17 protein-coding genes are annotated in these 21184 nt (G+C 56.9%); 9 read left to right on the top strand and 8 right to left on the bottom strand.

Features of this window, described 5'->3' with window-relative positions; all coding sequences use genetic code 11:
- Positions 1–9: 9 nt before the first annotated feature.
- The 6 genes from ispG to AFK65_RS14545 all read left to right on the top strand — a co-directional run bounded on the left by ispG (position 10) and on the right by AFK65_RS14545 (position 6236).
- Entirely contained in the window at positions 10–1128 is a 1119-nt protein-coding gene (gene ispG / locus AFK65_RS14570; RefSeq protein ID WP_038856524.1) for a flavodoxin-dependent (E)-4-hydroxy-3-methylbut-2-enyl-diphosphate synthase, read from the top strand.
- A gap of 114 nt (positions 1129–1242) precedes the next feature.
- Positions 1243–2517: a histidine--tRNA ligase gene (gene hisS, locus AFK65_RS14565; RefSeq protein ID WP_038856525.1), complete on the top strand. Its 1275-nt coding sequence runs from the start codon at positions 1243–1245 to the stop codon at positions 2515–2517.
- Between the two features lie 35 nt (positions 2518–2552).
- The gene (locus AFK65_RS14560; RefSeq protein ID WP_007700565.1) at positions 2553–3173 is read left to right on the top strand and encodes a YfgM family protein; all 621 of its coding nucleotides are present in this window, start codon (positions 2553–2555) and stop codon (positions 3171–3173) included.
- A gap of 10 nt (positions 3174–3183) precedes the next feature.
- Complete coding sequence (gene bamB / locus AFK65_RS14555) at positions 3184–4365, top strand: outer membrane protein assembly factor BamB (RefSeq protein ID WP_007700563.1); 1182 nt, start codon at positions 3184–3186, stop codon at positions 4363–4365.
- Positions 4366–4485: 120 nt separating this feature from the next.
- On the top strand, positions 4486–5964 hold the full coding sequence (gene der / locus AFK65_RS14550) for a ribosome biogenesis GTPase Der (RefSeq protein WP_038856526.1): 1479 nt from the start codon (positions 4486–4488) through the stop codon (positions 5962–5964).
- Positions 5965–6014: 50 nt separating this feature from the next.
- A complete protein-coding gene (locus AFK65_RS14545) occupies positions 6015–6236 on the top strand; it encodes a zinc ribbon domain-containing protein (RefSeq protein ID WP_007700549.1) in 222 nt (73 codons plus the stop codon).
- Here AFK65_RS14545 and AFK65_RS14540 read toward each other — a convergent pair.
- The 3 genes from AFK65_RS14540 to xseA all read right to left on the bottom strand — a co-directional run bounded on the left by AFK65_RS14540 (position 6233) and on the right by xseA (position 9065).
- Positions 6233–6583, bottom strand: a complete 351-nt coding sequence (locus AFK65_RS14540; RefSeq protein WP_038856527.1) for a protealysin inhibitor emfourin — start codon at positions 6581–6583, stop codon at positions 6233–6235. The genes AFK65_RS14545 and AFK65_RS14540 overlap by 4 nt on opposite strands.
- A complete protein-coding gene (locus AFK65_RS14535) occupies positions 6583–7608 on the bottom strand; it encodes a M4 family metallopeptidase (RefSeq protein WP_038856528.1) in 1026 nt (341 codons plus the stop codon). Before AFK65_RS14535 ends, AFK65_RS14540 begins: the two co-directional genes overlap by 1 nt.
- Positions 7609–7691: 83 nt before the next feature.
- Positions 7692–9065: an exodeoxyribonuclease VII large subunit gene (gene xseA, locus AFK65_RS14530; protein ID WP_007700547.1), complete on the bottom strand. Its 1374-nt coding sequence runs from the start codon at positions 9063–9065 to the stop codon at positions 7692–7694.
- A gap of 170 nt (positions 9066–9235) precedes the next feature.
- Here xseA and guaB point away from each other — a divergent pair, with 170 nt between their 5' ends.
- Positions 9236–10702 (top strand): IMP dehydrogenase, encoded by a 1467-nt coding sequence (gene guaB / locus AFK65_RS14525; protein WP_004386985.1) that lies wholly within the window; start codon positions 9236–9238, stop codon positions 10700–10702.
- Between the two features lie 66 nt (positions 10703–10768).
- On the top strand, positions 10769–12346 hold the full coding sequence (gene guaA / locus AFK65_RS14520) for a glutamine-hydrolyzing GMP synthase (RefSeq protein ID WP_007700544.1): 1578 nt from the start codon (positions 10769–10771) through the stop codon (positions 12344–12346).
- A 225-nt stretch (positions 12347–12571) separates the two neighbouring features.
- On the opposite strand, the gene AFK65_RS14515 is transcribed toward guaA, so the two are convergent.
- From AFK65_RS14515 to AFK65_RS21195, 4 genes are all read right to left on the bottom strand, one after another.
- The gene (locus AFK65_RS14515) at positions 12572–13726 is read right to left on the bottom strand and encodes an epoxide hydrolase family protein (RefSeq protein WP_007700540.1); all 1155 of its coding nucleotides are present in this window, start codon (positions 13724–13726) and stop codon (positions 12572–12574) included.
- Between the two features lie 806 nt (positions 13727–14532).
- Positions 14533–15780 carry a hypothetical protein gene (locus AFK65_RS14510; protein ID WP_038856529.1) on the bottom strand — a complete coding sequence of 416 codons (1248 nt, stop codon included), beginning with the start codon at positions 15778–15780 and terminating at the stop codon, positions 14533–14535.
- A 12-nt stretch (positions 15781–15792) separates the two neighbouring features.
- The gene (locus AFK65_RS14505) at positions 15793–16092 is read right to left on the bottom strand and encodes a hypothetical protein (protein ID WP_007700532.1); all 300 of its coding nucleotides are present in this window, start codon (positions 16090–16092) and stop codon (positions 15793–15795) included.
- A gap of 711 nt (positions 16093–16803) precedes the next feature.
- Complete coding sequence (locus AFK65_RS21195) at positions 16804–17007, bottom strand: YfgG family protein (protein WP_071602493.1); 204 nt, start codon at positions 17005–17007, stop codon at positions 16804–16806.
- Positions 17008–17362: 355 nt separating this feature from the next.
- Here AFK65_RS21195 and AFK65_RS14500 point away from each other — a divergent pair, with 355 nt between their 5' ends.
- On the top strand, positions 17363–19606 hold the full coding sequence (locus AFK65_RS14500; RefSeq protein ID WP_007700524.1) for a sensor domain-containing phosphodiesterase: 2244 nt from the start codon (positions 17363–17365) through the stop codon (positions 19604–19606).
- Between the two features lie 34 nt (positions 19607–19640).
- Here the strand turns inward: AFK65_RS14500 and ppx are convergent, their stop codons facing one another.
- A complete protein-coding gene (gene ppx, locus AFK65_RS14495; RefSeq protein WP_038856530.1) occupies positions 19641–21182 on the bottom strand; it encodes an exopolyphosphatase in 1542 nt (513 codons plus the stop codon).
- Positions 21183–21184 lie beyond the last annotated feature (2 nt).

The raw sequence follows: 21184 nt of genomic DNA, 5'->3' as shown, positions 1-21184 counted from the left end.
AGATTTGTCATGCATAATGAAGCGCCCATTCAGCGTAGAAAATCGAAACGGATATACGTCGGTAACGTCCCCATCGGCGATGGCGCGCCCATCGCCGTGCAGTCGATGACCAATACCCGCACGACGGACGTCGAGGCGACGGTAAACCAAATCAAAGCGCTGGAGCGCGTGGGCGCGGATATCGTTCGCGTCTCGGTGCCGACGATGGATGCCGCCGAGGCGTTTCGTCTCATCAAGCAGCAGGTCAGTGTGCCGCTGGTCGCGGATATTCACTTCGACTACCGCATTGCGCTCAAAGTGGCGGAGTACGGCGTCGACTGCCTGCGCATCAACCCCGGCAATATCGGCAACGAAGAGCGTATCCGCTCAGTCGTCGATTGCGCGCGCGATAAAAATATTCCGATCCGCATCGGCGTGAACGCCGGATCGCTTGAGAAAGATCTTCAGGAAAAATATGGCGAGCCGACGCCGCAGGCGCTGCTGGAATCCGCCATGCGCCATGTCGATCATCTCGACAGGCTGAACTTCGATCAGTTTAAAGTGAGCGTGAAAGCGTCTGACGTTTTCCTGGCGGTCGAGTCTTATCGCCTGCTGGCGAAGCAGATCGACCAGCCGCTGCATCTGGGGATCACCGAAGCGGGCGGCGCCCGCGCCGGCGCGGTGAAATCCGCGATCGGGCTGGGGCTGCTGCTCTCCGAGGGGATCGGCGACACGCTGCGTATTTCGCTCGCGGCCGATCCGGTGGAAGAGATCAAAGTCGGTTTCGATATCCTGAAATCTCTGCGTATTCGCTCGCGCGGCATTAACTTTATCGCCTGCCCGACCTGTTCGCGTCAGGAATTCGATGTTATCGGCACCGTGAACGCGCTGGAGCAGCGCCTGGAAGATATCATCACGCCGATGGATGTTTCGATTATCGGCTGCGTGGTGAATGGTCCGGGCGAAGCGCTGGTCTCGACGCTCGGCGTCACCGGCGGCAACAAGAAAAGCGGCTTCTATGAAGAAGGCGTGCGCAAAGACCGTCTCGATAACGACGACATGATTACGCAACTGGAAGCGCGCATTCGCGCCAAAGCGTCAATGCTCGACGAAAGCCGTCGTATCAGCGTGCAGCAGCTGGAAAAATAACGCAAACGTGGGAAGCGGCGTGCTTCCCGTGTATGATTGAACCCGCGAACCGCCCCAGCCACACCGGAGCGGTCTGTTTCGGGTTCATTTTTTGTATAGAAAAAGAGAATAAACGTGGCAAAAAACATTCAAGCCATCCGCGGCATGAACGATTACCTGCCGGGCGATACCGCCATCTGGCAGCGCATTGAAGGCACACTCAAGCAGGTGCTCGGCAGCTACGGTTACAGCGAAATCCGTTTGCCGATTGTAGAGCAGACCCCGTTGTTCAAACGCGCTATCGGTGAAGTAACCGACGTGGTTGAAAAAGAGATGTATACCTTTGAGGACCGCAACGGCGACAGCCTGACCCTGCGTCCTGAAGGCACCGCGGGCTGCGTGCGCGCCGGCATCGAACATGGTCTGCTGTACAATCAGGAACAGCGCTTGTGGTACATCGGCCCGATGTTCCGTCACGAACGTCCGCAGAAAGGCCGCTATCGTCAGTTCCATCAGCTGGGTGTCGAAGTGTTTGGCCTGCAGGGCCCGGATATCGACGCCGAACTCATTATGCTGACGGCCCGCTGGTGGCGTGCGCTGGGCATCGCTGAACACGTTTCTCTTGAGCTGAACTCTATCGGCTCGCTGGAAGCGCGCGCTAACTACCGCGATGCGCTGGTCGCGTTCCTTGAGCAGCACGTCGATAAGCTTGATGAAGACTGCAAACGCCGCATGTATTCGAACCCGCTGCGCGTGCTCGATTCCAAAAACCCGGATGTGCAGGCGCTGTTAAACGACGCGCCGATGCTCGGCGATTATCTGGATGAAGAGTCCCGCGAACATTTCGCCGGTCTGTGCGCGTTCCTTGACGACGCCGGTATCGCGTATACCGTCAACCAGCGCCTGGTGCGCGGTCTCGACTACTACAACCGCACCGTCTTTGAGTGGGTCACCACGAGCCTCGGCTCGCAGGGCACCGTGTGCGCGGGCGGCCGTTACGATGGTCTGGTTGAGCAGTTAGGCGGCCGCGCGGCCCCGGCGGTGGGCTTCGCGATGGGCCTTGAGCGCCTCGTTTTACTCGTTCAGGCGGTTAATCCGGAATTTACGGCGGATCCTGTTGTCGATATATACCTGATTGCGTCCGGCAACGGCGCGCAGTCGGCGGCGATGCAACTGGCCGAGCGGGTTCGCGACGCGCTGCCGGGCTGCAAGCTGATGACCAACTATGGCGGCGGCAACTTCAAGAAGCAGTTCGCCCGCGCAGACAAATGGGGCGCACGCATCGCGCTGGTGCTGGGCGAGGACGAAGTCGCCAACCGTCAGGTTGTGGTGAAAGATTTGCGCTCAGGTGAGCAGCAGGCGCTTGCGCAAAGCGAGCTGGCCGCGCATCTGCAGACGCTGCTGGGCTGATTTCCCGGCGACATATCGTTAAGGAGAAGGACTGCGTGGAAATTTACGAGAACGAAAACGAGCAGCTCGACGCGGTAAAGCGTTTCTTTGCTGAAAATGGCAAAGCGCTGGCGGTGGGTGTGGTATTAGGGATTGGCGCGCTGGTCGGCTGGCGTTTCTGGAACGGTTCGCAGGTCGATTCCGCCCGTGAAGCTTCGCTGCATTATCAGAATGTAATGACCGATGCGCGCGCAGACGATCCGAAAACCCTGAGCGCGGCGCAGCAGTTCGTCGCCCAGAATCAAAACAGCTACGGCGCGCTGGCCGCGCTGGAACTCGCGCAGCGTTATGTGGATAAAAACGATCTCGCTAACGCGGCGCAGCAGTTACAAAAGGGCCTTGAAAACACGAAGGATGAGAATCTGCGCTCGCTGATTAATCTGCGCCTGGCGCGCATTCAGATCCAGCAGAAGCAGGCCGATGCCGCGCTGAAAACTCTGGAAAGCGTCAAAGGCGAAAACTGGACGGCGATGGTGGCCGATCTGCGCGGCGATGCGCTGCTGAGCAAAGGCGATAAGCAGGGCGCGCGCGATGCCTGGAGCAAAGGGGCGGATGATAAAAATTCTCCGGCGCTTGGCGATATGATGCAGATGAAAATTAATAACTTGTCCATCTGAGAGGGACCCGATGCAATTGCGTAAATTAGTTCTGCCAGCGATGCTTTCCGTCACGCTGTTAAGCGGTTGCTCACTGTTTAGCGGTGAAGAAGACGTGGTGAAAATGTCGCCGCTGCCGACCGTCGAAAACCAGTTCGCGCCGGAAGTCGCCTGGGACACCTCAGTGGGTAGCGGGATTGGCGATTTTTACTCTAACCTGCACCCGGCGTTCCTTGACGGCAACGTCTACGCGGCCGATCGTCGCGGTACGGTGAAAGCCGTGAATTCGCAGGACGGTAAAGAAATATGGAGCATCGATCTCTCTGAGAAAACCGGCTTCTTCTCCCGTAATCGTCCGGCGCTGCTCTCAGGCGGCCTGACCGCCGTCGGCGCGCACGTTTACGTGGGCAGCGAAAAGGCGCAGGTTTACGCGCTGAATACCTCTGACGGCTCTATCGCCTGGCAGACCAAAGTGGCGGGCGAAGCGCTTTCCCGTCCGGTGGTCAGCGACGGCCTGGTACTGGTGCATACCAGCAATGGTATGCTGCAGGCGCTGAACGAAAGCGATGGCGCGATTAAGTGGACCGTTAACCTGGATATGCCGTCGCTCTCGCTGCGCGGTGAATCCGCACCGGCGTCGGCCTTTGGCGCAGCCATCGTCGGCGGCGATAACGGCCGCGTCAGCGCGGTGCTGATGCAGCGTGGCCAGATGATCTGGCAGCAGCGCATTTCGCAGGCGACAGGCGCCACCGAAATCGATCGTCTGAGCGACGTCGATACAACGCCGGTTGTCGTCAACGGCGTGGTTTACGCGCTGGCGTATAACGGCAACCTGACCGCGCTGGATCTGCGCTCCGGTCAGATTATGTGGAAACGCGAGCTGGGCTCGGTGAATGATTTCATCGTTGACGGCGGGCGTATCTACCTGGTGGACCAGAACGATAATGTGCTGGCGCTGAACGTGGAAGGCGGCGTAACGCTCTGGACACAGACGCAGCTGCTGCACCGTAACCTGACCGCGCCGGTGCTCTATAATGGATCGCTGGTGGTGGGCGACAGCGAAGGTTACCTGCACTGGATGGACACCGATAACGGCCGCTTCGTGGCTCAGCAAAAAGTGGACAGCTCCGGCTTCCAGACCGAGCCGGTCGTGGCGGATAACAAGATCCTTATCCAGGCCAAAGACGGCACGCTCTACGCGATTACGCGTTAACAGACAGGCGTAGCACCGCTAAAACGGCTCCTGATTATCGCAGGGGCCGTTTCCTGTTTTCTGAAGCCCGTGGATTTTCTGCGGGTTTAACAATGATTTATCAGTAATGAGGCTTTAAGAATGATACCTGTGGTCGCGCTGGTCGGGCGCCCTAACGTCGGAAAATCCACGTTGTTCAACCGTTTAACCCGCACCCGGGATGCGCTGGTAGCGGATTTCCCGGGGCTGACGCGTGACCGCAAATATGGTCGTGCCGAAGTGGAAGGACGTGAATTTATCTGTATCGATACCGGCGGTATCGACGGTGCGGAAGAGGGCGTTGAAACCCGCATGGCGGAACAGTCGCTGCTGGCGATTGAAGAAGCCGACGTGGTGCTTTTCATGGTGGATGCCCGCGCGGGCCTGATGCCGGCGGATGAGGCAATCGCCAAACATCTGCGCAGCCGCCAGAAACCGACGTTCCTGGTCGCCAACAAAACCGACGGCCTCGATCCGGATCAGGCGGTCTCGGATTTCTATTCGCTTGGTCTTGGCGAAATCCACCCGATTGCGGCTTCTCACGGCCGCGGCGTGACGTCACTGCTGGAGCATGTGCTGGTGCCGTGGATGGACGATGTCGATCCGCCGGAAGAAGTGGATGAAGAAGCCGAATACTGGGCGCAGTTTGAAGCCGAGCAGAACGGTGAAGTCGTCGAAGAAGAAGAGGACGACTTCAACCCGCAGGATCTGCCGATTAAACTGGCTATCGTCGGCCGCCCGAACGTTGGTAAGTCAACGCTCACCAACCGTATTCTTGGCGAAGACCGCGTCGTGGTCTTTGACATGCCGGGCACTACGCGCGACAGCATCTACATTCCGATGGAGCGAGACGGGCGCGAATTCGTTCTCATCGATACCGCGGGCGTGCGTAAACGCGGCAAAATCACCGATGTGGTGGAGAAGTTCTCGGTCATCAAAACGCTGCAGGCGATTGAAGACGCTAACGTGGTGCTGCTGGTCATTGATGCGCGTGAAGGCATTTCCGATCAGGATCTCTCGCTGCTGGGCTTTATTCTCAACAGCGGCCGTTCGCTGGTTATCGTCGTCAACAAGTGGGACGGCCTGAGCCAGGAAGTGAAAGAAGAAGTGAAAGAGACGCTGGATTACCGTCTCGGCTTCATCGATTTCGCGCGCGTACACTTTATCTCCGCGCTGCACGGCAGCGGCGTAGGCAACCTGTTTGAATCGGTACGCGAAGCCTACGACAGCTCCACGCGCCGCGTCAGCACGGCGCTGCTGACCCGCATCATGAAAATGGCGGAAGAAGACCATCAGCCGCCGATGGTGCGCGGCCGCCGCGTGAAGCTGAAATATGCGCATGCGGGCGGTTATAACCCGCCGATTGTGGTTATCCACGGCAGCCAGGTGAAAGACCTGCCGGATTCCTACAAGCGTTATCTGATGAACTACTTCCGTAAATCGCTGGATGTAATGGGCACGCCGATTCGCATTCAGTTCAAGGAAGGCGCCAACCCGTTCGCCAACAAGCGCAACACGCTGACGCCAAATCAGCTGCGTAAGCGTAAACGCCTGATTAAGCACATCAAGAAAAGTAAATAACCGGAGCGGGAGTTATGATGACTCCCGCTGTGTTTTTAAGGAGGTACCGCGTGGAATTACGTTGTCCGAACTGTCAGCACGAGCTTGAACAAAGCGAGCGTGGCGCGCACTGCGCTGTATGTCACCAGGATTATCAGGTCGAGGCGCGCTGCCCGGAGTGCCACCAGCCGCTGGAGGTGCTTAAGGCATGCGGGGCGGTGGACTATTTCTGCCGTAACGGCCACGGGCTGATTTCCAGTAAACGCGTGGAATTTACGCTACAGGCGCACTAGTCGCAGATGCAGTCTTCGCCGCGCTTCCAGAGCTCGCGCAGCCCTTCCGGCGCGGCGTTTTCCGGCACCAGCAGAACGATGTCGGCGTAGCCCGCCTGATTATGCTGCGTCCAGAGGATCTGGATGCGAAAATAGCGCTGATCGCCGCGCCCTGGCGAATCTGGCTGGCCTGGCGGGGATGCCTCCGGCAGCGCCTGATGTAAAATATCGATAAGCCGCTGACGCTGCTGTGCGTTTAACTCAGCGACGGCGATGCGCCGCTGTCCGGCCAGGCGTGGCATATACGCCACGCCGCCTTCACGCGCCAGCTCCACGACGGCGTCATCCGTCAGATCTGGCAAATCCATTACAACACTCCTGTGGTTTTCCACGCTTGTTCAATCGCCTGCGCGACGCTGTCGCCGGAGCGTTTACGGCCATGCTCGATAGTCAGCTTCGCGAAGCTTGCGAAATCCGCATTCTGCGAGAGTGAGCGGTCACAAACCGTGTCATACCACGCATAACCGGCTTTTTCCCAGGCGTAACCGCCGATGGCTGTCGCCGCGAGATAAAACGCGCGGTTCGGAATGCCGGAGTTAATATGCACGCCGCCGTTATCTTCGCGGGTTTTCACATAGTCTTTCATGTGGCCGGGCTGCGGATCTTTGCCGAGCAGCGGGTCGTCATACGCGGTGCCAGGCTCTGACATCGAGCGCAGCCCTTTGCCGTTGATACCTTCCGCCAGCAGCCCTTCGCCGATGATCCAGTCCGCCTGATCTGCCGTCTGCTGGCGCTGATACTGTTTCACCAGCGAGCCGAAGACGTCAGAAAGCGATTCGTTGAGCGCGCCCGCCTGTTCGAAATAGATAAGACCGGCTTCGGTTTCCGTCACGCCGTGGCTGAGCTCATGGCCCACCACGTCGATGGCGATAGTAAAGCGATTGAAGATTTCGCCATCGCCGTCGCCAAAGACCATCTGCTGGCCGTTCCAGAAGGCGTTCTGGTATTCGCGCCCGTAATGGACAGTGCCGCTCAGCACCAGCCCTTTGTTGTCCAGCGAATCGCGCTTATACGCTTTCCAGAAAAACTCGTGCGTGACGCCGAGATAATCATAGGCTTCGTCCACGGCGACGTCGCCGTTTGATGGCGCGCCTTCGCGGCGCACAAGCTCGCCTGGCAGCGCTTCGCGGTTCTGCGCGTCATAGATATCGCGTTCAAGCTCACCCTTCGCGGAAACATGCGCGGCAGCGGTCTCTTTGTGCTGATGCGCCATCAGGGTCTGAACATGAGTGAGGGTCTGGCGGGCTTTCTGCTGCTGAGGCTCTGAGCCATGATCGATAATGCGGCGCAGAATGTACGGGGGAATAACGGTTGGATAACGTGACTGGTTCATTAGGGTCTCCTTACACGGCAAGTGCCGTTGAAAAAACCAACACTTGCAGTATAGTTCGCGACCAGCCCGGTGCCTCCTGAGGTTTATCCGGTTTTCTTTTTGCGCGTTTTTTTGGCGGGCGTAATCTGGCGCACTTCGCTTTCCACCCAGCCGTCGGCAAGCCGTGTGGTCAGGGTATCGCCGGGCTGTACCTGCTTCGTGGCTTTAAGTACATTGCCATCCTGCGCCGTGGTGACGCTGTAGCCGCGCGCCAGCGTCGCGAGCGGGCTGACGGCTTCCAGATGTGTGATGGCGTTGCCGAAGCGCTCACGCGTGTGGCTCAGGCGGGCCGCGACAATCTGCCCGAGGCGATACTCCAGTTGCTGAACGCGTGCCGAGGCGCGATGCAGACGCGGCAGCGGCTGCTGCTGGTTCAGGCGTTGCGTCAGCCGGGTCTGGCGTTGCGCCGCCTGGCGCATCCGGCTGTCCAGCGCGTTGTCCATACGCTGGCGCAGGCGCATCAGCAGCGTTTGCTGGCGGGCGAGGCGCAGCTGCGGGTGCTGCTGTTCAAGACGGTGGTGCAGGCGCGTAAAACGCTGCTGGCGGTTGGCCAGCGAGTAGTCCATCGCCATTTCCAGACGCTGCTGCAATCCCTGCACCTGGCGCAGCAGCTCCAGCTGATTGCGGCTGACGATTTCGGCGGCGGCCGACGGCGTCGGCGCGCGCAGATCCGCGACGAAATCGGCGATGGTGACGTCGGTTTCATGGCCGACGGCGCTGACGACCGGAATGCGGCTCGCGAAAATCGCCCGCGCGACGCGCTCGTCGTTAAAGCTCCACAAATCTTCCAGCGAGCCGCCGCCGCGTCCGACGATTAACACGTCGCATTCGTCGCGCAGGTTGGCAAGCTCAATGGCGCGCACAATCTGCGCGGGCGCGTCGTCGCCCTGTACCGCGGTGGGGTAGATAACCACCGGCAGCGACGGATCGCGGCGGCGTAACACATTCAGCACATCATGCAGCGCCGCGCCGGTTTTCGACGTAATCACGCCCACCTGGCGCGCCGGGGAGGGCAGCGGTTTTTTCAGCGCCGGATCGAACAGCCCTTCGGCGGCGAGCTGCTGCTTGAGCTGTTCATAGCGCTGTTGCAGCAGGCCTTCACCGGCGGGCTGCATGCTTTCGACAATGATTTGATAGTCGCCGCGCGGCTCGTAGAGCGTGATATTGGCGCGCACCAGCACCTGCTGGCCGTGCTGCGGCCGGAACGTCACGCGGCGGTTGCTGTTGCGGAACATCGCACAGCGCACCTGGGCGGTGTCGTCTTTCAGCGTAAAGTACCAGTGACCGGACGCGGGCTGGGTGAAGTTAGAGATTTCGCCGCTGATCCAGACCTGGCCCATCTCCTGTTCAAGCAGCAGACGCACGCTCTGGTTAAGGCGGCTGACGGTAAAAATTGAGGGTGTCTGAGTAAGCGGCATGTGAGCTGGATCAAATTTTAAATCAGCGGGTTATTCAATCGATAGTAACCTGCGCGCTGACTATCGCAACCTTTTTTCGCAAAAAAATGTAGAAGCAATCGGTTACGCTCTGTATAATGCCGCGGCAATATTTTATCTGTTCTCATTCACCCCAGGTTGAGATATTGCCCATGCTACGTATCGCTAAAGAAGCACTGACGTTTGACGACGTTCTCCTCGTTCCCGCCCACTCTACCGTTCTGCCGAATACCGCGGATCTCAGCACGCAGCTGACCAAAACCATCCGCCTGAACATCCCGATGCTTTCAGCGGCGATGGACACCGTCACGGAAGCGCGTCTGGCGATTGCCCTGGCGCAGGAAGGCGGCATCGGCTTTATCCACAAAAACATGTCTATCGAGCGTCAGGCGGAAGAAGTCCGTCGCGTGAAAAAACATGAATCCGGCGTCGTGACCGACCCGCAGACCGTACTGCCGACCACGACCCTGCGTGAAGTGAAAGAACTGACCGAGCGCAACGGTTTCGCAGGCTATCCGGTTGTGACCGAAGAGAACGAACTGGTTGGTATCATTACCGGCCGCGACGTGCGTTTCGTGACCGACCTGAACCAGCCGGTCAGCGTTTACATGACGCCGAAAGCGCGTCTGGTGACCGTTCGCGAAGGCGAATCCCGCGACGTCGTGCTGGCGAAAATGCACGAAAAACGCGTTGAGAAAGCGCTGGTCGTGGATGAGAGCTTCCACCTGCGCGGTATGATCACCGTGAAAGATTTCCAGAAAGCCGAACGTAAACCGAACGCCTGTAAAGACGAGCAGGGCCGTCTGCGCGTGGGCGCGGCGGTGGGCGCGGGCGCCGGTAACGAAGAGCGTGTTGACGCGCTGGTTGCCGCAGGCGTTGACGTGCTGCTGATTGACTCCTCCCACGGCCACTCCGAAGGCGTGCTGCAACGCATTCGCGAAACCCGCGCCAAATACCCGGATCTGCAAATCATCGGCGGTAACGTGGCGACGGCCGCAGGCGCGAAAGCCCTGGCGGACGCGGGCGTCAGCGCGGTGAAAGTGGGCATCGGCCCTGGCTCCATCTGCACCACCCGTATCGTGACCGGCGTGGGCGTACCGCAGATCACCGCGGTAGCGGACGCCGTAGAAGCGCTGGAAGGCACCGGCATTCCGGTTATCGCCGATGGCGGCATTCGTTTCTCCGGTGATATCGCCAAAGCGATCGCCGCTGGCGCAAGCGTCGTGATGGTCGGCTCCATGCTGGCCGGCACGGATGAATCCCCTGGCGAAATCGAACTCTACCAGGGCCGCGCGTATAAATCCTATCGCGGCATGGGCTCGCTCGGCGCGATGTCCAAAGGCTCTTCCGACCGCTACTTCCAGACCGATAACGCCGCTGACAAGCTGGTGCCGGAAGGCATCGAAGGCCGCGTCGCGTACAAAGGCCGTCTGAAAGAAATTATCCACCAGCAGATGGGCGGCCTGCGCTCCTGCATGGGCCTGACCGGCTGCGCCACGATCGACGAGCTGCGTACCAAAGCGGAATTCGTGCGCATCAGCGGCGCGGGCATTCAGGAAAGCCACGTTCACGATGTGACCATCACCAAAGAGTCTCCGAACTACCGTATGGGTTCTTAATTTTCTTCGCCCGGCGTTCGCGCCGGGCGTTTACTTTGTATCAGCTACTTTCTGGAAAACGCGTCAATGACGGACAACATTCATAAGCATCGTATCCTTATCCTCGACTTCGGTTCTCAGTACACCCAACTGGTGGCCCGCCGCGTGCGCGAGCTGGGCGTTTACTGCGAGCTGTGGGCCTGGGACGTGACGGAAGAGCAAATCCGCGGCTTTAATCCGAACGGGATTATCCTGTCCGGCGGTCCGGAGAGCACCACGGAAGAGAACAGCCCGCGCGCGCCGGAATATGTCTTTAACGCCGGTGTGCCGGTACTGGGCGTCTGCTACGGCATGCAGACCATGGCGATGCAGCTGGGCGGCCATGTGGAAGGTTCTAACGAGCGTGAGTTCGGTTATGCGCAGGTAGAAGTCAAAACCGACAGCGCGCTGGTGCGCGGTATTGAAGATGCGCTGAGCGCCGACGGCAACCCGCTGCTGGATGTCTGGATGAGCCACGGCGATAAAGTGACGGCCATTCCGTCTGATTTCGTGACCGTCGCCAGCACCGAAACCTGTCCGTTCGCGATTATGGCGAACGAAGAAAAACGCTTCTACGGCGTGCAGTTCCACCCGGAAGTGACCCACACCCGCCAGGGCCTGCGTATGCTGGAGCGCTTCGTGCGCGACATCTGCGAGTGCGAAGCGCTGTGGACGCCGGCGAAAATCATCGACGACGCGGTTGAACGTATTCGTCAGCAGGTGGGCAACGATCGCGTGATTCTGGGCCTCTCCGGCGGCGTGGACTCCTCCGTCACCGCAATGCTGCTGCACCGCGCGATTGGCGACCGCCTGACCTGCGTGTTTGTCGATAACGGCCTGCTGCGCCTGAACGAAGCCGAGCAGGTGATGGATATGTTCGGCGACCACTTTGGCCTTAACATCGTTCACGTTCCGGCGGAAGCGCGCTTCCTTGACGCGCTGGCGGGTATTGATGAGCCGGAAGCCAAACGTAAAACCATCGGCCGCGTATTCGTGGAAGTGTTCGATGAAGAAGCGCTGAAGCTGGAAGATGTGAAATGGCTGGCGCAGGGCACCATCTACCCGGATGTGATTGAATCCGCGGCGTCTGCCACCGGCAAAGCGCACGTTATCAAATCTCACCACAACGTGGGCGGCCTGCCGAAAGAGATGAAAATGGGCCTCGTCGAGCCGCTCAAAGAGCTGTTTAAAGACGAAGTGCGCAAGATTGGTCTGGAGCTGGGCCTGCCGTATGACATGCTCTATCGCCACCCGTTCCCGGGGCCAGGTCTGGGTGTTCGCGTACTGGGCGAAGTGAAAAAAGAGTACTGCGATCTGCTGCGCCGCGCCGACGCTATCTTTATCGAAGAGCTGCGTCGTGCGGATCTGTACGACAAAGTGAGCCAGGCGTTCACGGTATTCCTGCCGGTGCGCTCCGTTGGCGTGATGGGCGATGGCCGTAAGTATGACTGGGTCGTCTCACTGCGCGCGGTGGAAACCATCGATTTTATGACCGCTCACTGGGCGCACCTGCCGTACGATTTCCTGGGCCGTGTTTCCAACCGCATTATCAATGAAATCAACGGCATTTCCCGTGTGGTTTATGATATCAGCGGTAAACCGCCAGCGACGATTGAGTGGGAATAAGCCTCATCTGAGATCATATTGTATCCATATTTAAAGCCCGCATAATGCGGGCTTTTTTTCGCGTGCGCTGATGCCACCAGAAGAGATGTTAATATCGTGCTCGGTTTGTCAGTGACTCCGCCATCATGAAAAGAAGGTGTTGCCCCGGCATGACGATCGGCCAGGGAATGGCATCGTAACGGCTTAATGGTTCAATCGCGCGATTGCAGACCATTTAAGAGCTTGTCAACGCAGTAACCGGAATGTCTCACGTATATGCCCGGCGAGAGTGGTCGGGTTTTCCATCGCGGCGAAGTGGCCGCCGCGTTCAGCTTCTGCGAAAAATCGCAGATCGGCGAAACGCGCCTGTGCCCAGCGCCGGGAGAGGCGTAGTAACTCGCCGGGAAACATGCTTACGCCCGCTGGAACAGACATGACCGGGGCAGGGCTTTGCGTTTGCATTTCGTTTCTTCCTTCCCAATAGAAACGAACGGAGCTTGGTCCGGCATTCGGCAACCAATAGAGCATGATGTCATCAATCAGGGCATTGATGTCGATGACCCGCTCAGGTTCTCCTGCGCTGTCGGACGCGTCCTGAAAGAGGGCGTATATCCATGCGGCCAGTCCAACGGGAGAGTCTGACAGAGCAAAGCCTATTGACTGGGGACGCGTACTTTGCACCTTCATATAGCCCGAAAGCTCGCGCTCGTAGCGTTGAGCATCAGCCAGCATGCGCTGCTCCTCAGGTGTGGCCTGCGCGATTTCATCCTCGGTTGGCTGGTACATCACCATATTCAGATGAATACCAATAAGACCCGGCGGACGCATATGCCCAAGTGCAGTGGTGACGGCTGCGCCCCAGTCACCCCCCTGGGCGGCCCAACGCTGACCGTATCCCAAATGTTCCATGAGTTGTGCCCAGGCTCGGGCTGTTTTAGCTACGCCCCATCCGGGTGAAGAGGGTTTATCACTAAAACCAAAACCCGGAAGCGAAGGGATAACCAAATGAAACGCATCGCAGGCTTGTCCTCCATAGGCTGTCGGGTTGGTAAGGGGTCCTGTCATGGCCCTGAATTCAAGAATGGAGCCTGGCCATCCATGCGTCATCAGCAAGGGAAGGGCATCGGGGTGCGGGGAGCGAATATGCAGAAAGTGTATGCCGAGGCCGTCGATTTCGGTTCGGCTGCTGTTCCACTCATTCAGTTGGGTTTCAGTGATGCGCCAGTCATACCCGTTTTGCCAGTGGTCAACCAGAGCGCGAAGCTGATTGAGCTGTGGCCCCTGGCTATGGTCGGATACGGTTTGCGGATCAGGCCACCGGGTTTGCGCCAGACGTTCAGCCAGGTCATCAAGCTGTGCCTGCGGAACGTGAACAGGGAAGGACTCGACAGAATGGGGCATCGTTTAATTCCTTGCGTAAGTATGGGCCAACGTGTCGTTGAAATGCCGCATCAGGAAGCACAACAGGCGCGTCCCCTTCAGGTAACTCCAGAAATCCGTCATTAAGAATAGTCGTTACAGCAATGTCGAGTGTATCAAGCCTAGCGGCAACCGCGCGGCTCAGAGCCTGCGGATCGTCCTGTAAAACAGCCTTAATCGTAACGCGTCTGTATGTCGGGCTTATGAACCTGGAGGATCGACAAAGCTCCTGATGGAGCGGGTGAAATGACAGTTCCTCATAGTGAAGAAACGGGACGTCGAGTTTGATTAACGAATAAACAACTCCCGGTAAGTTGTAGACCATGACGGTGGCTACGTCCAAAACCCAAAGTGATAGCGCACAAGGCAACAGTGGCGCATGGATCGGACGGCACATTTTCAGATGCGAGAATCAACGTCCGGACGTTCGCTCTTTATTGTTGTCAGAAGTAGACTAACGCTAGGGACACGCTCAATGGCACCATCCAATCCCGATAGAATATTTCATAGCACTCCCCGGTAGCCATTAATGGTATTACTCTGCGGCAATGTATTAAGCGTATAAAATAACCTGAGCGGCGTTTATTCGATTAAATCATCGTTTTTTACGCAGAGGGTTACAGTAGAACGATTGACGCATGACACATACTGAACAGGGGATTGATTAAACGGGACACGCGATACATCACACTGATTTAGCATTCTGCAGCGAGTACTGAAGATAAGATCTATTAATTCTAACGCCGCTTATATCCCGAAGATGAACCTTCACATCCGAAGAATGGCCATTATGGAAGCCAACCCGTCAAAATCAGAATGATTTTCCTTAATTCATCATCCGTGGGTAATTGTGTGGACGCTGATTGTGAATCTTGCAACCCGGCCTGTAGCGTCGCCATTGTCTCCCTGCCCAGTTCCGGGAGCTTGTCATTAAGTCGTAAGCTATAGCACAGACGTATTGCGCTGTCATATATCACATCGTAGTGACGTTTCTGATCTTCCATGAGTTGAATTTCAAAAGCACGAACCTTGTCGGCAACGAGGTTATCATCAAGCTGCTGTTTGACACGTAACTCAGTCTGGTAGAGGAATATCAGGTGAGCCCGCAGGCAGTGACTACGCAATTGGATGTGCGGCATATTGTCAGTCAGCCAGTCCGTCGAATCACTCGTAAGAGATGGAAATCGGCGTAAATACTCGAGCGCTTGTAAGTGATAGAACCCAACATAAAGCGCGCGTAGTACTTCTATGAGATCATCACCGTCATTGAGAGCTTCTATCAGTACAAAATCTGAGGCGAAAACGTCACAAAACACTTCTTCTTCAGTTTGTGACTGAGCTAATGAGGACAGTTGTGCTTGTCTGAAATGCCGCCCTTCCTCAGATTCATATTCAAGCCTGAGATCGCGAATAGCAGCTTTGAGATTCTGGTGATGCCGCGCGGCAGAAGGCGCTTTGCGCATCGCCCGAAGGATCGCCTTAAGCGGTCTTCGCGTTACCTGAGCCTGATGCTGAATAAGGAATTGCACATGCTCGCGTTTAACCGGCATGAGCGCGGGATTTGAAAAAATACGATGTCCGAACTCGTGATAAAGCAAAAATCGCTCATGGGTTTTTGTTAACACATTACGCCAGGCGTAGTCTGAAGATCGGGAACGTAATACTTCACGCGAGGAGTGATATGCCGAAGCACAATGTAACGCATTAGCAAACTGTCCAACTTCAACAAGCCGCTCCGCCAGTACTTTGTGCAAATAGACAAGCGATGGGCGGGCATCCTCCGCCTCAATGAAAAGCCTGTTCAGCATATTCATCGTTTGCCCCAGGTACTGATCGTAAATCAACCAGACCATGCCGGATACGGTAACGTGTTCAACCCTGCGTGACGATGAATACACGACCTTGACATCGAGAGGCAACCCCAGCTGCTCCGCTATAAACTTCAGGCGCAGTATCGTCGTTTCATATAATTTTGGGGTGACCCTTGCTGTGACGTTAAGACGCGTCGCTGAGATGAGCCGGTCAATCGGCGGCATTTTATTCATCGGCTATTTGCGGGGCTGGTTGTCAACTTTGCTGTTGAGGATATCCATAAGCGTTTTTTCGCTCACCCCGCGGATCTCAGTACCATCCACAATGACGCGTACATGTTTCTTTGCGGCAATCTGCGCCAGGACAATTTTGACGACACCATTGATCACCAATGGTCCGAGCGTCATCACCGCCGTAAAAAGTTGAACGCCATCAATTCCCTGGTGCTCTGAAGAAAAACCATCAGCATCTTTGCTAAGTGATTCTAATTGTTCCAAAACCTGCACATCAGTCACCTCAATCGCAATTTCAGCCATTCTCTTCCTCATGAAAAATATTATGACAAGTTAAAAGTCAGCCATGGGATTAATGACACGGTGCGTCATGGCATGAAGGTGCGCGAAGGATTGCGCAGTAGCAGATAAGACTACATGGTATGTCTTATAAACTGCAATCTACGTAGATCAGGAGGGGAGAAATACATTGCAAGATGCCGACTCTTGTGCATAGAAAGGCAGATTAACTTTCATCTGATATAATGTTTTCGCGTTATTAAAAATTTCCCTTGCAGGAAATGCTTAATGGCGGATTAGTGGCTGGTTGATAATCGCTTAATAATACTTCGCCTTTGCCTAAAGCCCGGATAGACGCTATTCAGTTGCGGCGGATATGGAGTTTATGGGGGGAGATTTAAATTTCCACGAGCGTCTCTCCTGAATGCCCACGAATATATTTGCATTATCTTTCTCGCCATGCATCGCAGCAGATACTCGGACATTCTTATCGGGAGATAATCCCGGCATTAACGACTATTGTGATGAATATCGGCTGGCTGTCACAATTGCAATACCATACGTCTTCGGCCCTGCGCTGAAAGTGCTATTGAACGCTATTGCCGGGGTTATTACCAGTCGCTACTAATCAGTTCACCAGAGCTCATTACGCCCGTACTGTTTGCGCGTATCTGAAAACGCCCGCTCATCATCGATTGCGGGCGTTTTCTGGCGTCGCAAGGGGAGCTTAAGACACTAGCGCGGCTGCTGTGGCTGCGAGGAGGCGTCGAGAGGCATGCTGATTTGCTGGGCCTGGACTTTATCCTGGTGGTGATACCACGCGCCGACGGCGGAGTAGATAAAGCGACCAAAGAAGAAAAGAAAACTGATAAGCAGTACAATACGGGTCATTCGACCGTTAAATCTGTCCCGTCTTCGTATGCTGGTGGCCTGTGACACGCCTTTACCCTTCAGGTTTACCCGTCAACTGCGGGCGACGTAAATATTAAGGCACAGCGAGACGAAGAGGTCAATTATTCATCATGTAAAATTCCGTACGGATCCGCCGAATCTGTTTTTTATTAATGGATTTAAGCAGTTGATGAATAAAGCGATAAAGGTCTTTTTCTGCAAATGCCGGTTCCTGTCTGGTGCGGCTGTATAAGTTGATGTATATCAATGGAAAGCGGTTTCCTGTGGCTAAGATTGGCTAACCGCACCGCGTCCGGCTCCGGTCTGTCGCGCTTATCAACAGCCAGGTCGGATGCCTGCCTGAAATTCTTTCCCGGGAACGGGGTTCTGGTATCGAGCATCTATGTTATCGGTTGAAATACTGAAGAAAAATAAAGACAAATGGTGGGCCCTGCCGCTGGTATTGCCGCTGCTGTTATTACCGCTCGCACGCGCCGGAAACACCTACGTGCATATCGAAGGCGGTCTGGTGGTGCTTTATTACCTGCCGCTGTCGCTGCTTAGCGCGCTGATTATGATTTATGGCCGCCGCGCGCTGCCCGGCATCGCCCTTGGCGTCGTGGTCTATTATCACCGCAACGTCGGGCTGTTAGATCTCTCTGTCACGCTGCTGAATTTTTTCGTGCCGACCATGCTGAGCTGGGCGGGCTACCGCATTTTCGCGCCGGGTCAGCATGCCGTTTCCTGGTGGCACGCACGCAGCGGTTCGCAGCGTATGTTCTGGCTGGTGTTTTTCAACGCGTCGGTGTTTATGCTCTTTTACCAGATAGCCGCGTTTCTCGGGCTGTATGAGCGGCCGACTTCGCTGACGGGCGACAACCCTTTTACGGTGCTGACGCTCATCAGCTATCAGGCCGTGCTGGTCGGTTGCCTTACGGGCATGCCATTTTTCTATCTGCTCATTCGCGTACTGCGCCATCCCCGCTACCTGAAAAGCTTTCTGTCCCAGGCGCGGGCGCAGCGCGATAAGAAAGTCAGCAAAGCGGAAGTGGTTATCTGGCTTGGCATTATTCTGTTCCTGCTCGGCTGCCTGGTGCAGCCGACGAGCGATAACAGCTCGCTGTTCAGCACCACCTATACGCTCTCGCTGCTGCTGCCCGTAATGCTGTGGGGCGCGATGCGTTTCGGCTATTTCTTTATCACCACGGCCTGGACGCCGGTGCTGGCGCTGCTGTGCCACTACTATTATCTCTATTTCCCGTCGGTGCCCGGCTACGAAACCCAGATGGTGATAAATACCTCCAGCTACGGCGTGTTTTCACTGGTGATCGTCTTTATGGCGCTGACCGCCACCCGCCAGCGCGCGATGCATCTGCGCGGCCGTCGTCTGGCGCTGATCGACCCGCTAAGCCACATGCCGAATCTGCGGGCGCTGAACCGGGATCTCGGCAAAGCGCCCTGGTCGGTGCTGTGCTTTATGCGTATTCCCGAGCTTGAGCTGCTCGGACGTAACTATGGCGTCATGCTGCGTATTCTCTACAAGCAGCAGATGGCGGCGTGGCTGCGCCAGAGCCTGCTGCCGGATGAGCTGGCGTATCAGCTCTCCGGGCACGACCTGGTGCTGCGCATTCATACCGAGTCGTACCTTGAGCGTATCGACGCGCTGGATAAACGCGTGCGGCAGTTCCGCTTTATATGGGACGGCATGCCGTTGCAGCCGCAGGTCGGCATCAGCTACAGCTTTGTGCGCTCGCCGGTCACGCATCTGCATCTGCTGCTTGGCGAAATGAGCACAATGGCGGATCTGTCGCTTGCCACTAATCAGCCTGAAAGTCTCCAGTGTCGCGGCGCAAACCATGTGCAGAAAGCCGTGAAGCTGAAAGTGGATATGCTTAACCGCTTGCAGCAGGCGCTGGATAACCATCACTTCCGGTTGATGGCGCAGCGGATCGAAGGGATGCGCGGCGACAGTTATTACGAGATCCTGCTGCGTATGCGCGGCGATGACGGTGAGCTTATCGCGCCGGAGATTTTCCTGCCGGTGGCGCATGAGTTCGGCCTCTCGTCGCGTATCGACCTGATGGTGCTGGAAAGCACGCTGAAATTTATGGACGAGTGGCGCGAACAGCTGCCCGCCAGCCGTTTCTCCATTAACCTCACGCCCGCCACCGTCTGCCGCGTGCCGTTTCCGGGCGAGGTCCAGCGGCTGCTGGCGCGTTATCACGTCGAGCCCTGGCAGCTGATTTTCGAAATCACCGAAAGCCAGTCGTTCACCAATGTGGAACAGACGCAGGTGACGCTCTCGCGGCTGCGCGCGATGGGGTGTCGCATTGCGATTGACGATTTCGGCACCGGCTACGCCAGCTACGCGCGGCTGAAAAGCATTAACGCCGATATTTTAAAAATCGACGGCAGCTTTATTCGCAATATAGTGACCAGCAGCCTGGATTACCAGATTGTCGAATCGATGTGTCATCTGGCGCGGATGAAGAACATGCAGGTGGTGGCGGAGTATGTCGAAAGCGAAGAGATAAAAAACGTGGCCTGTTCGCTGGGGATCGATTATCTGCAAGGATATGTGATTGGCAAACCGCAGCCGCTGGAGTCGCTTATCGCGGCAAAACCGGAAACGGCGACGCGGGAGTAAAAAAAACGGTGAGCCAGGCTCACCGTTTCGCGTTTCAGGCGGCCACTTCCGGGCTCGCTTCTTCTTCAATATTCAGCTTCCAGCCGGTGACGCCTTCCCAGTACTGCTGTTCGCGTTCGAGATCCAGCAGCACCAGCGCGTTCTGGCTGAACCAGTCGTGCGGGAAACGCAGCGTCCAGTGATTCTCATCGGTGTTCAGCACCAGCGTCGGCGGCGTCGTGGTCGCCTGGCGCTGATTATTCAGCAGCACGCCGAGGCGCAGCAGCTGGATCAGCGGCAGGAACTGCTTTTTCTTATACAGCGTAAAGCGCGGCAGCTCATCGAGCTTAATCGCCTTGCGGTGATAGCGCACGAGAGTCGCCATCATCATCTGCTGTTCCTGATTAAAGCCCGGCAGATCGCTGTTCTGAAGAATGTAGGCCGAATGGCGGTGCAGCCCGCTGTGGTTAATGCCAAGCCCGACCTCATGCAGCATCGCCGCCCACTTCAGCAGCGCCGCCAGCGACGGGTTCGCAAGCTTCGCGTTCTGCTGTTCCCACTGCTCATACATCAGCATGGTGGTATCCAGCACCCGGTGCGCCTGTTCCCTGTCGATATGGTACTGGTTGGCGAGGCTCTGGGCGGTGCGAATGCGGATATCCTGATGGCGGAAACGGCCTTCCATCTCATAGAGCACGCCTTCGCGCAGCGCGCCGTCTGACAGGCGCAGCTCGCGAATGGCCAGCGCGTCGAACACGCCGCACAGGATAGCGAGTCCCGGCACGAACACGGCTTTACGCTCTTCCGACAGACCCGGCAGGGTGAGTGCGGAGAAGTGGCCGAATTTCAGCACCTCATCGCGCAGCATATCGAGGCGATCCGGCGTGATAAATCCGTCTTTTTCGCCCATCTCCACCAGCACTTCATGCGCGGCTTTGATGGTGCCGGAAGCGCCAAGCGCCACGGTCCAGCCTTTAAGACGATACTGCCAGGCGAGGCTTTCAAGCTTTTGCACGGCGGCGAGCCGCGCGCGGCGGAAATTATCCGGCGTGATTTCGCCGTTCGGGAAGAAATGCTGCCCGAAGCTGACGCAGCCCATACGGCGGCTTTCCACCAGTTGCGGTTCGAAATCTTCGCCGATGACCAGCTCCGTCGAGCCGCCGCCGATATCAATAACCAGCTTGCGTCCGCGCTCCGGCTGCGTATGTTCCACGCCCATAAAAATCAGACGCGCTTCTTCATTGCCGGAGATAATTTCAATCGGGTAGGGGATGACCTTTTCCGCGCGACGCAGAAAATCCGTGGCGTTCGACGCCTGGCGCAGCGTGTGGGTGCCCACGATGCAGACGTTAGCCGCGGAAAAGCCCTGCAGGCGCTCGGCGAACAGCGAGAGGCAGGCGAGGCCGCGCTCCATCGCCTCTTCGGTCAGCATATTATTTTCATCCAGCCCATCGGCCAGATGTACGCGCTGTTTCAGACGACCAATGATTTGCATGGCGCCATCCACCACACGGGCAATCACCATATGGAAGCTGTTAGAGCCGAGATCGACCGCAGCAAATTCCTCCGGTCGTGGAGCATCAGAAGTTATCGGCATAG

Source organism: Cronobacter universalis NCTC 9529 (assembly GCF_001277175.1).
In the GTDB taxonomy this organism is placed as follows: Bacteria; Pseudomonadota; Gammaproteobacteria; order Enterobacterales; family Enterobacteriaceae; genus Cronobacter; species Cronobacter universalis.
This window is presented reverse-complemented; position numbering and strand designations above follow the sequence as displayed.

What these genes read in the sequence shown, in the direction of transcription:
- ispG (WP_038856524.1), top strand. Translation starts at nt 10, where the DNA reads ATGCATAATGAAGCGCCCATTCAGCGTAGAAAATCGAAACGGATATAC.
- bamB (WP_007700563.1), top strand. Translation starts at nt 3,184, where the DNA reads ATGCAATTGCGTAAATTAGTTCTGCCAGCGATGCTTTCCGTCACGCTG.
- der (WP_038856526.1), top strand. Translation starts at nt 4,486, where the DNA reads ATGATACCTGTGGTCGCGCTGGTCGGGCGCCCTAACGTCGGAAAATCC.
- AFK65_RS14540 (WP_038856527.1), bottom strand. Translation starts at nt 6,583, where the DNA reads ATGGATTTGCCAGATCTGACGGATGACGCCGTCGTGGAGCTGGCGCGT.
- AFK65_RS14535 (WP_038856528.1), bottom strand. Translation starts at nt 7,608, where the DNA reads ATGAACCAGTCACGTTATCCAACCGTTATTCCCCCGTACATTCTGCGC.
- xseA (WP_007700547.1), bottom strand. Translation starts at nt 9,065, where the DNA reads ATGCCGCTTACTCAGACACCCTCAATTTTTACCGTCAGCCGCCTTAAC.
- guaB (WP_004386985.1), top strand. Translation starts at nt 9,236, where the DNA reads ATGCTACGTATCGCTAAAGAAGCACTGACGTTTGACGACGTTCTCCTC.
- guaA (WP_007700544.1), top strand. Translation starts at nt 10,769, where the DNA reads ATGACGGACAACATTCATAAGCATCGTATCCTTATCCTCGACTTCGGT.
- AFK65_RS14515 (WP_007700540.1), bottom strand. Translation starts at nt 13,726, where the DNA reads ATGCCCCATTCTGTCGAGTCCTTCCCTGTTCACGTTCCGCAGGCACAG.
- AFK65_RS14510 (WP_038856529.1), bottom strand. Translation starts at nt 15,780, where the DNA reads ATGCCGCCGATTGACCGGCTCATCTCAGCGACGCGTCTTAACGTCACA.
- AFK65_RS14505 (WP_007700532.1), bottom strand. Translation starts at nt 16,092, where the DNA reads ATGGCTGAAATTGCGATTGAGGTGACTGATGTGCAGGTTTTGGAACAA.
- AFK65_RS14500 (WP_007700524.1), top strand. Translation starts at nt 17,363, where the DNA reads ATGTTATCGGTTGAAATACTGAAGAAAAATAAAGACAAATGGTGGGCC.
- ppx (WP_038856530.1), bottom strand. Translation starts at nt 21,182, where the DNA reads ATGCCGATAACTTCTGATGCTCCACGACCGGAGGAATTTGCTGCGGTC.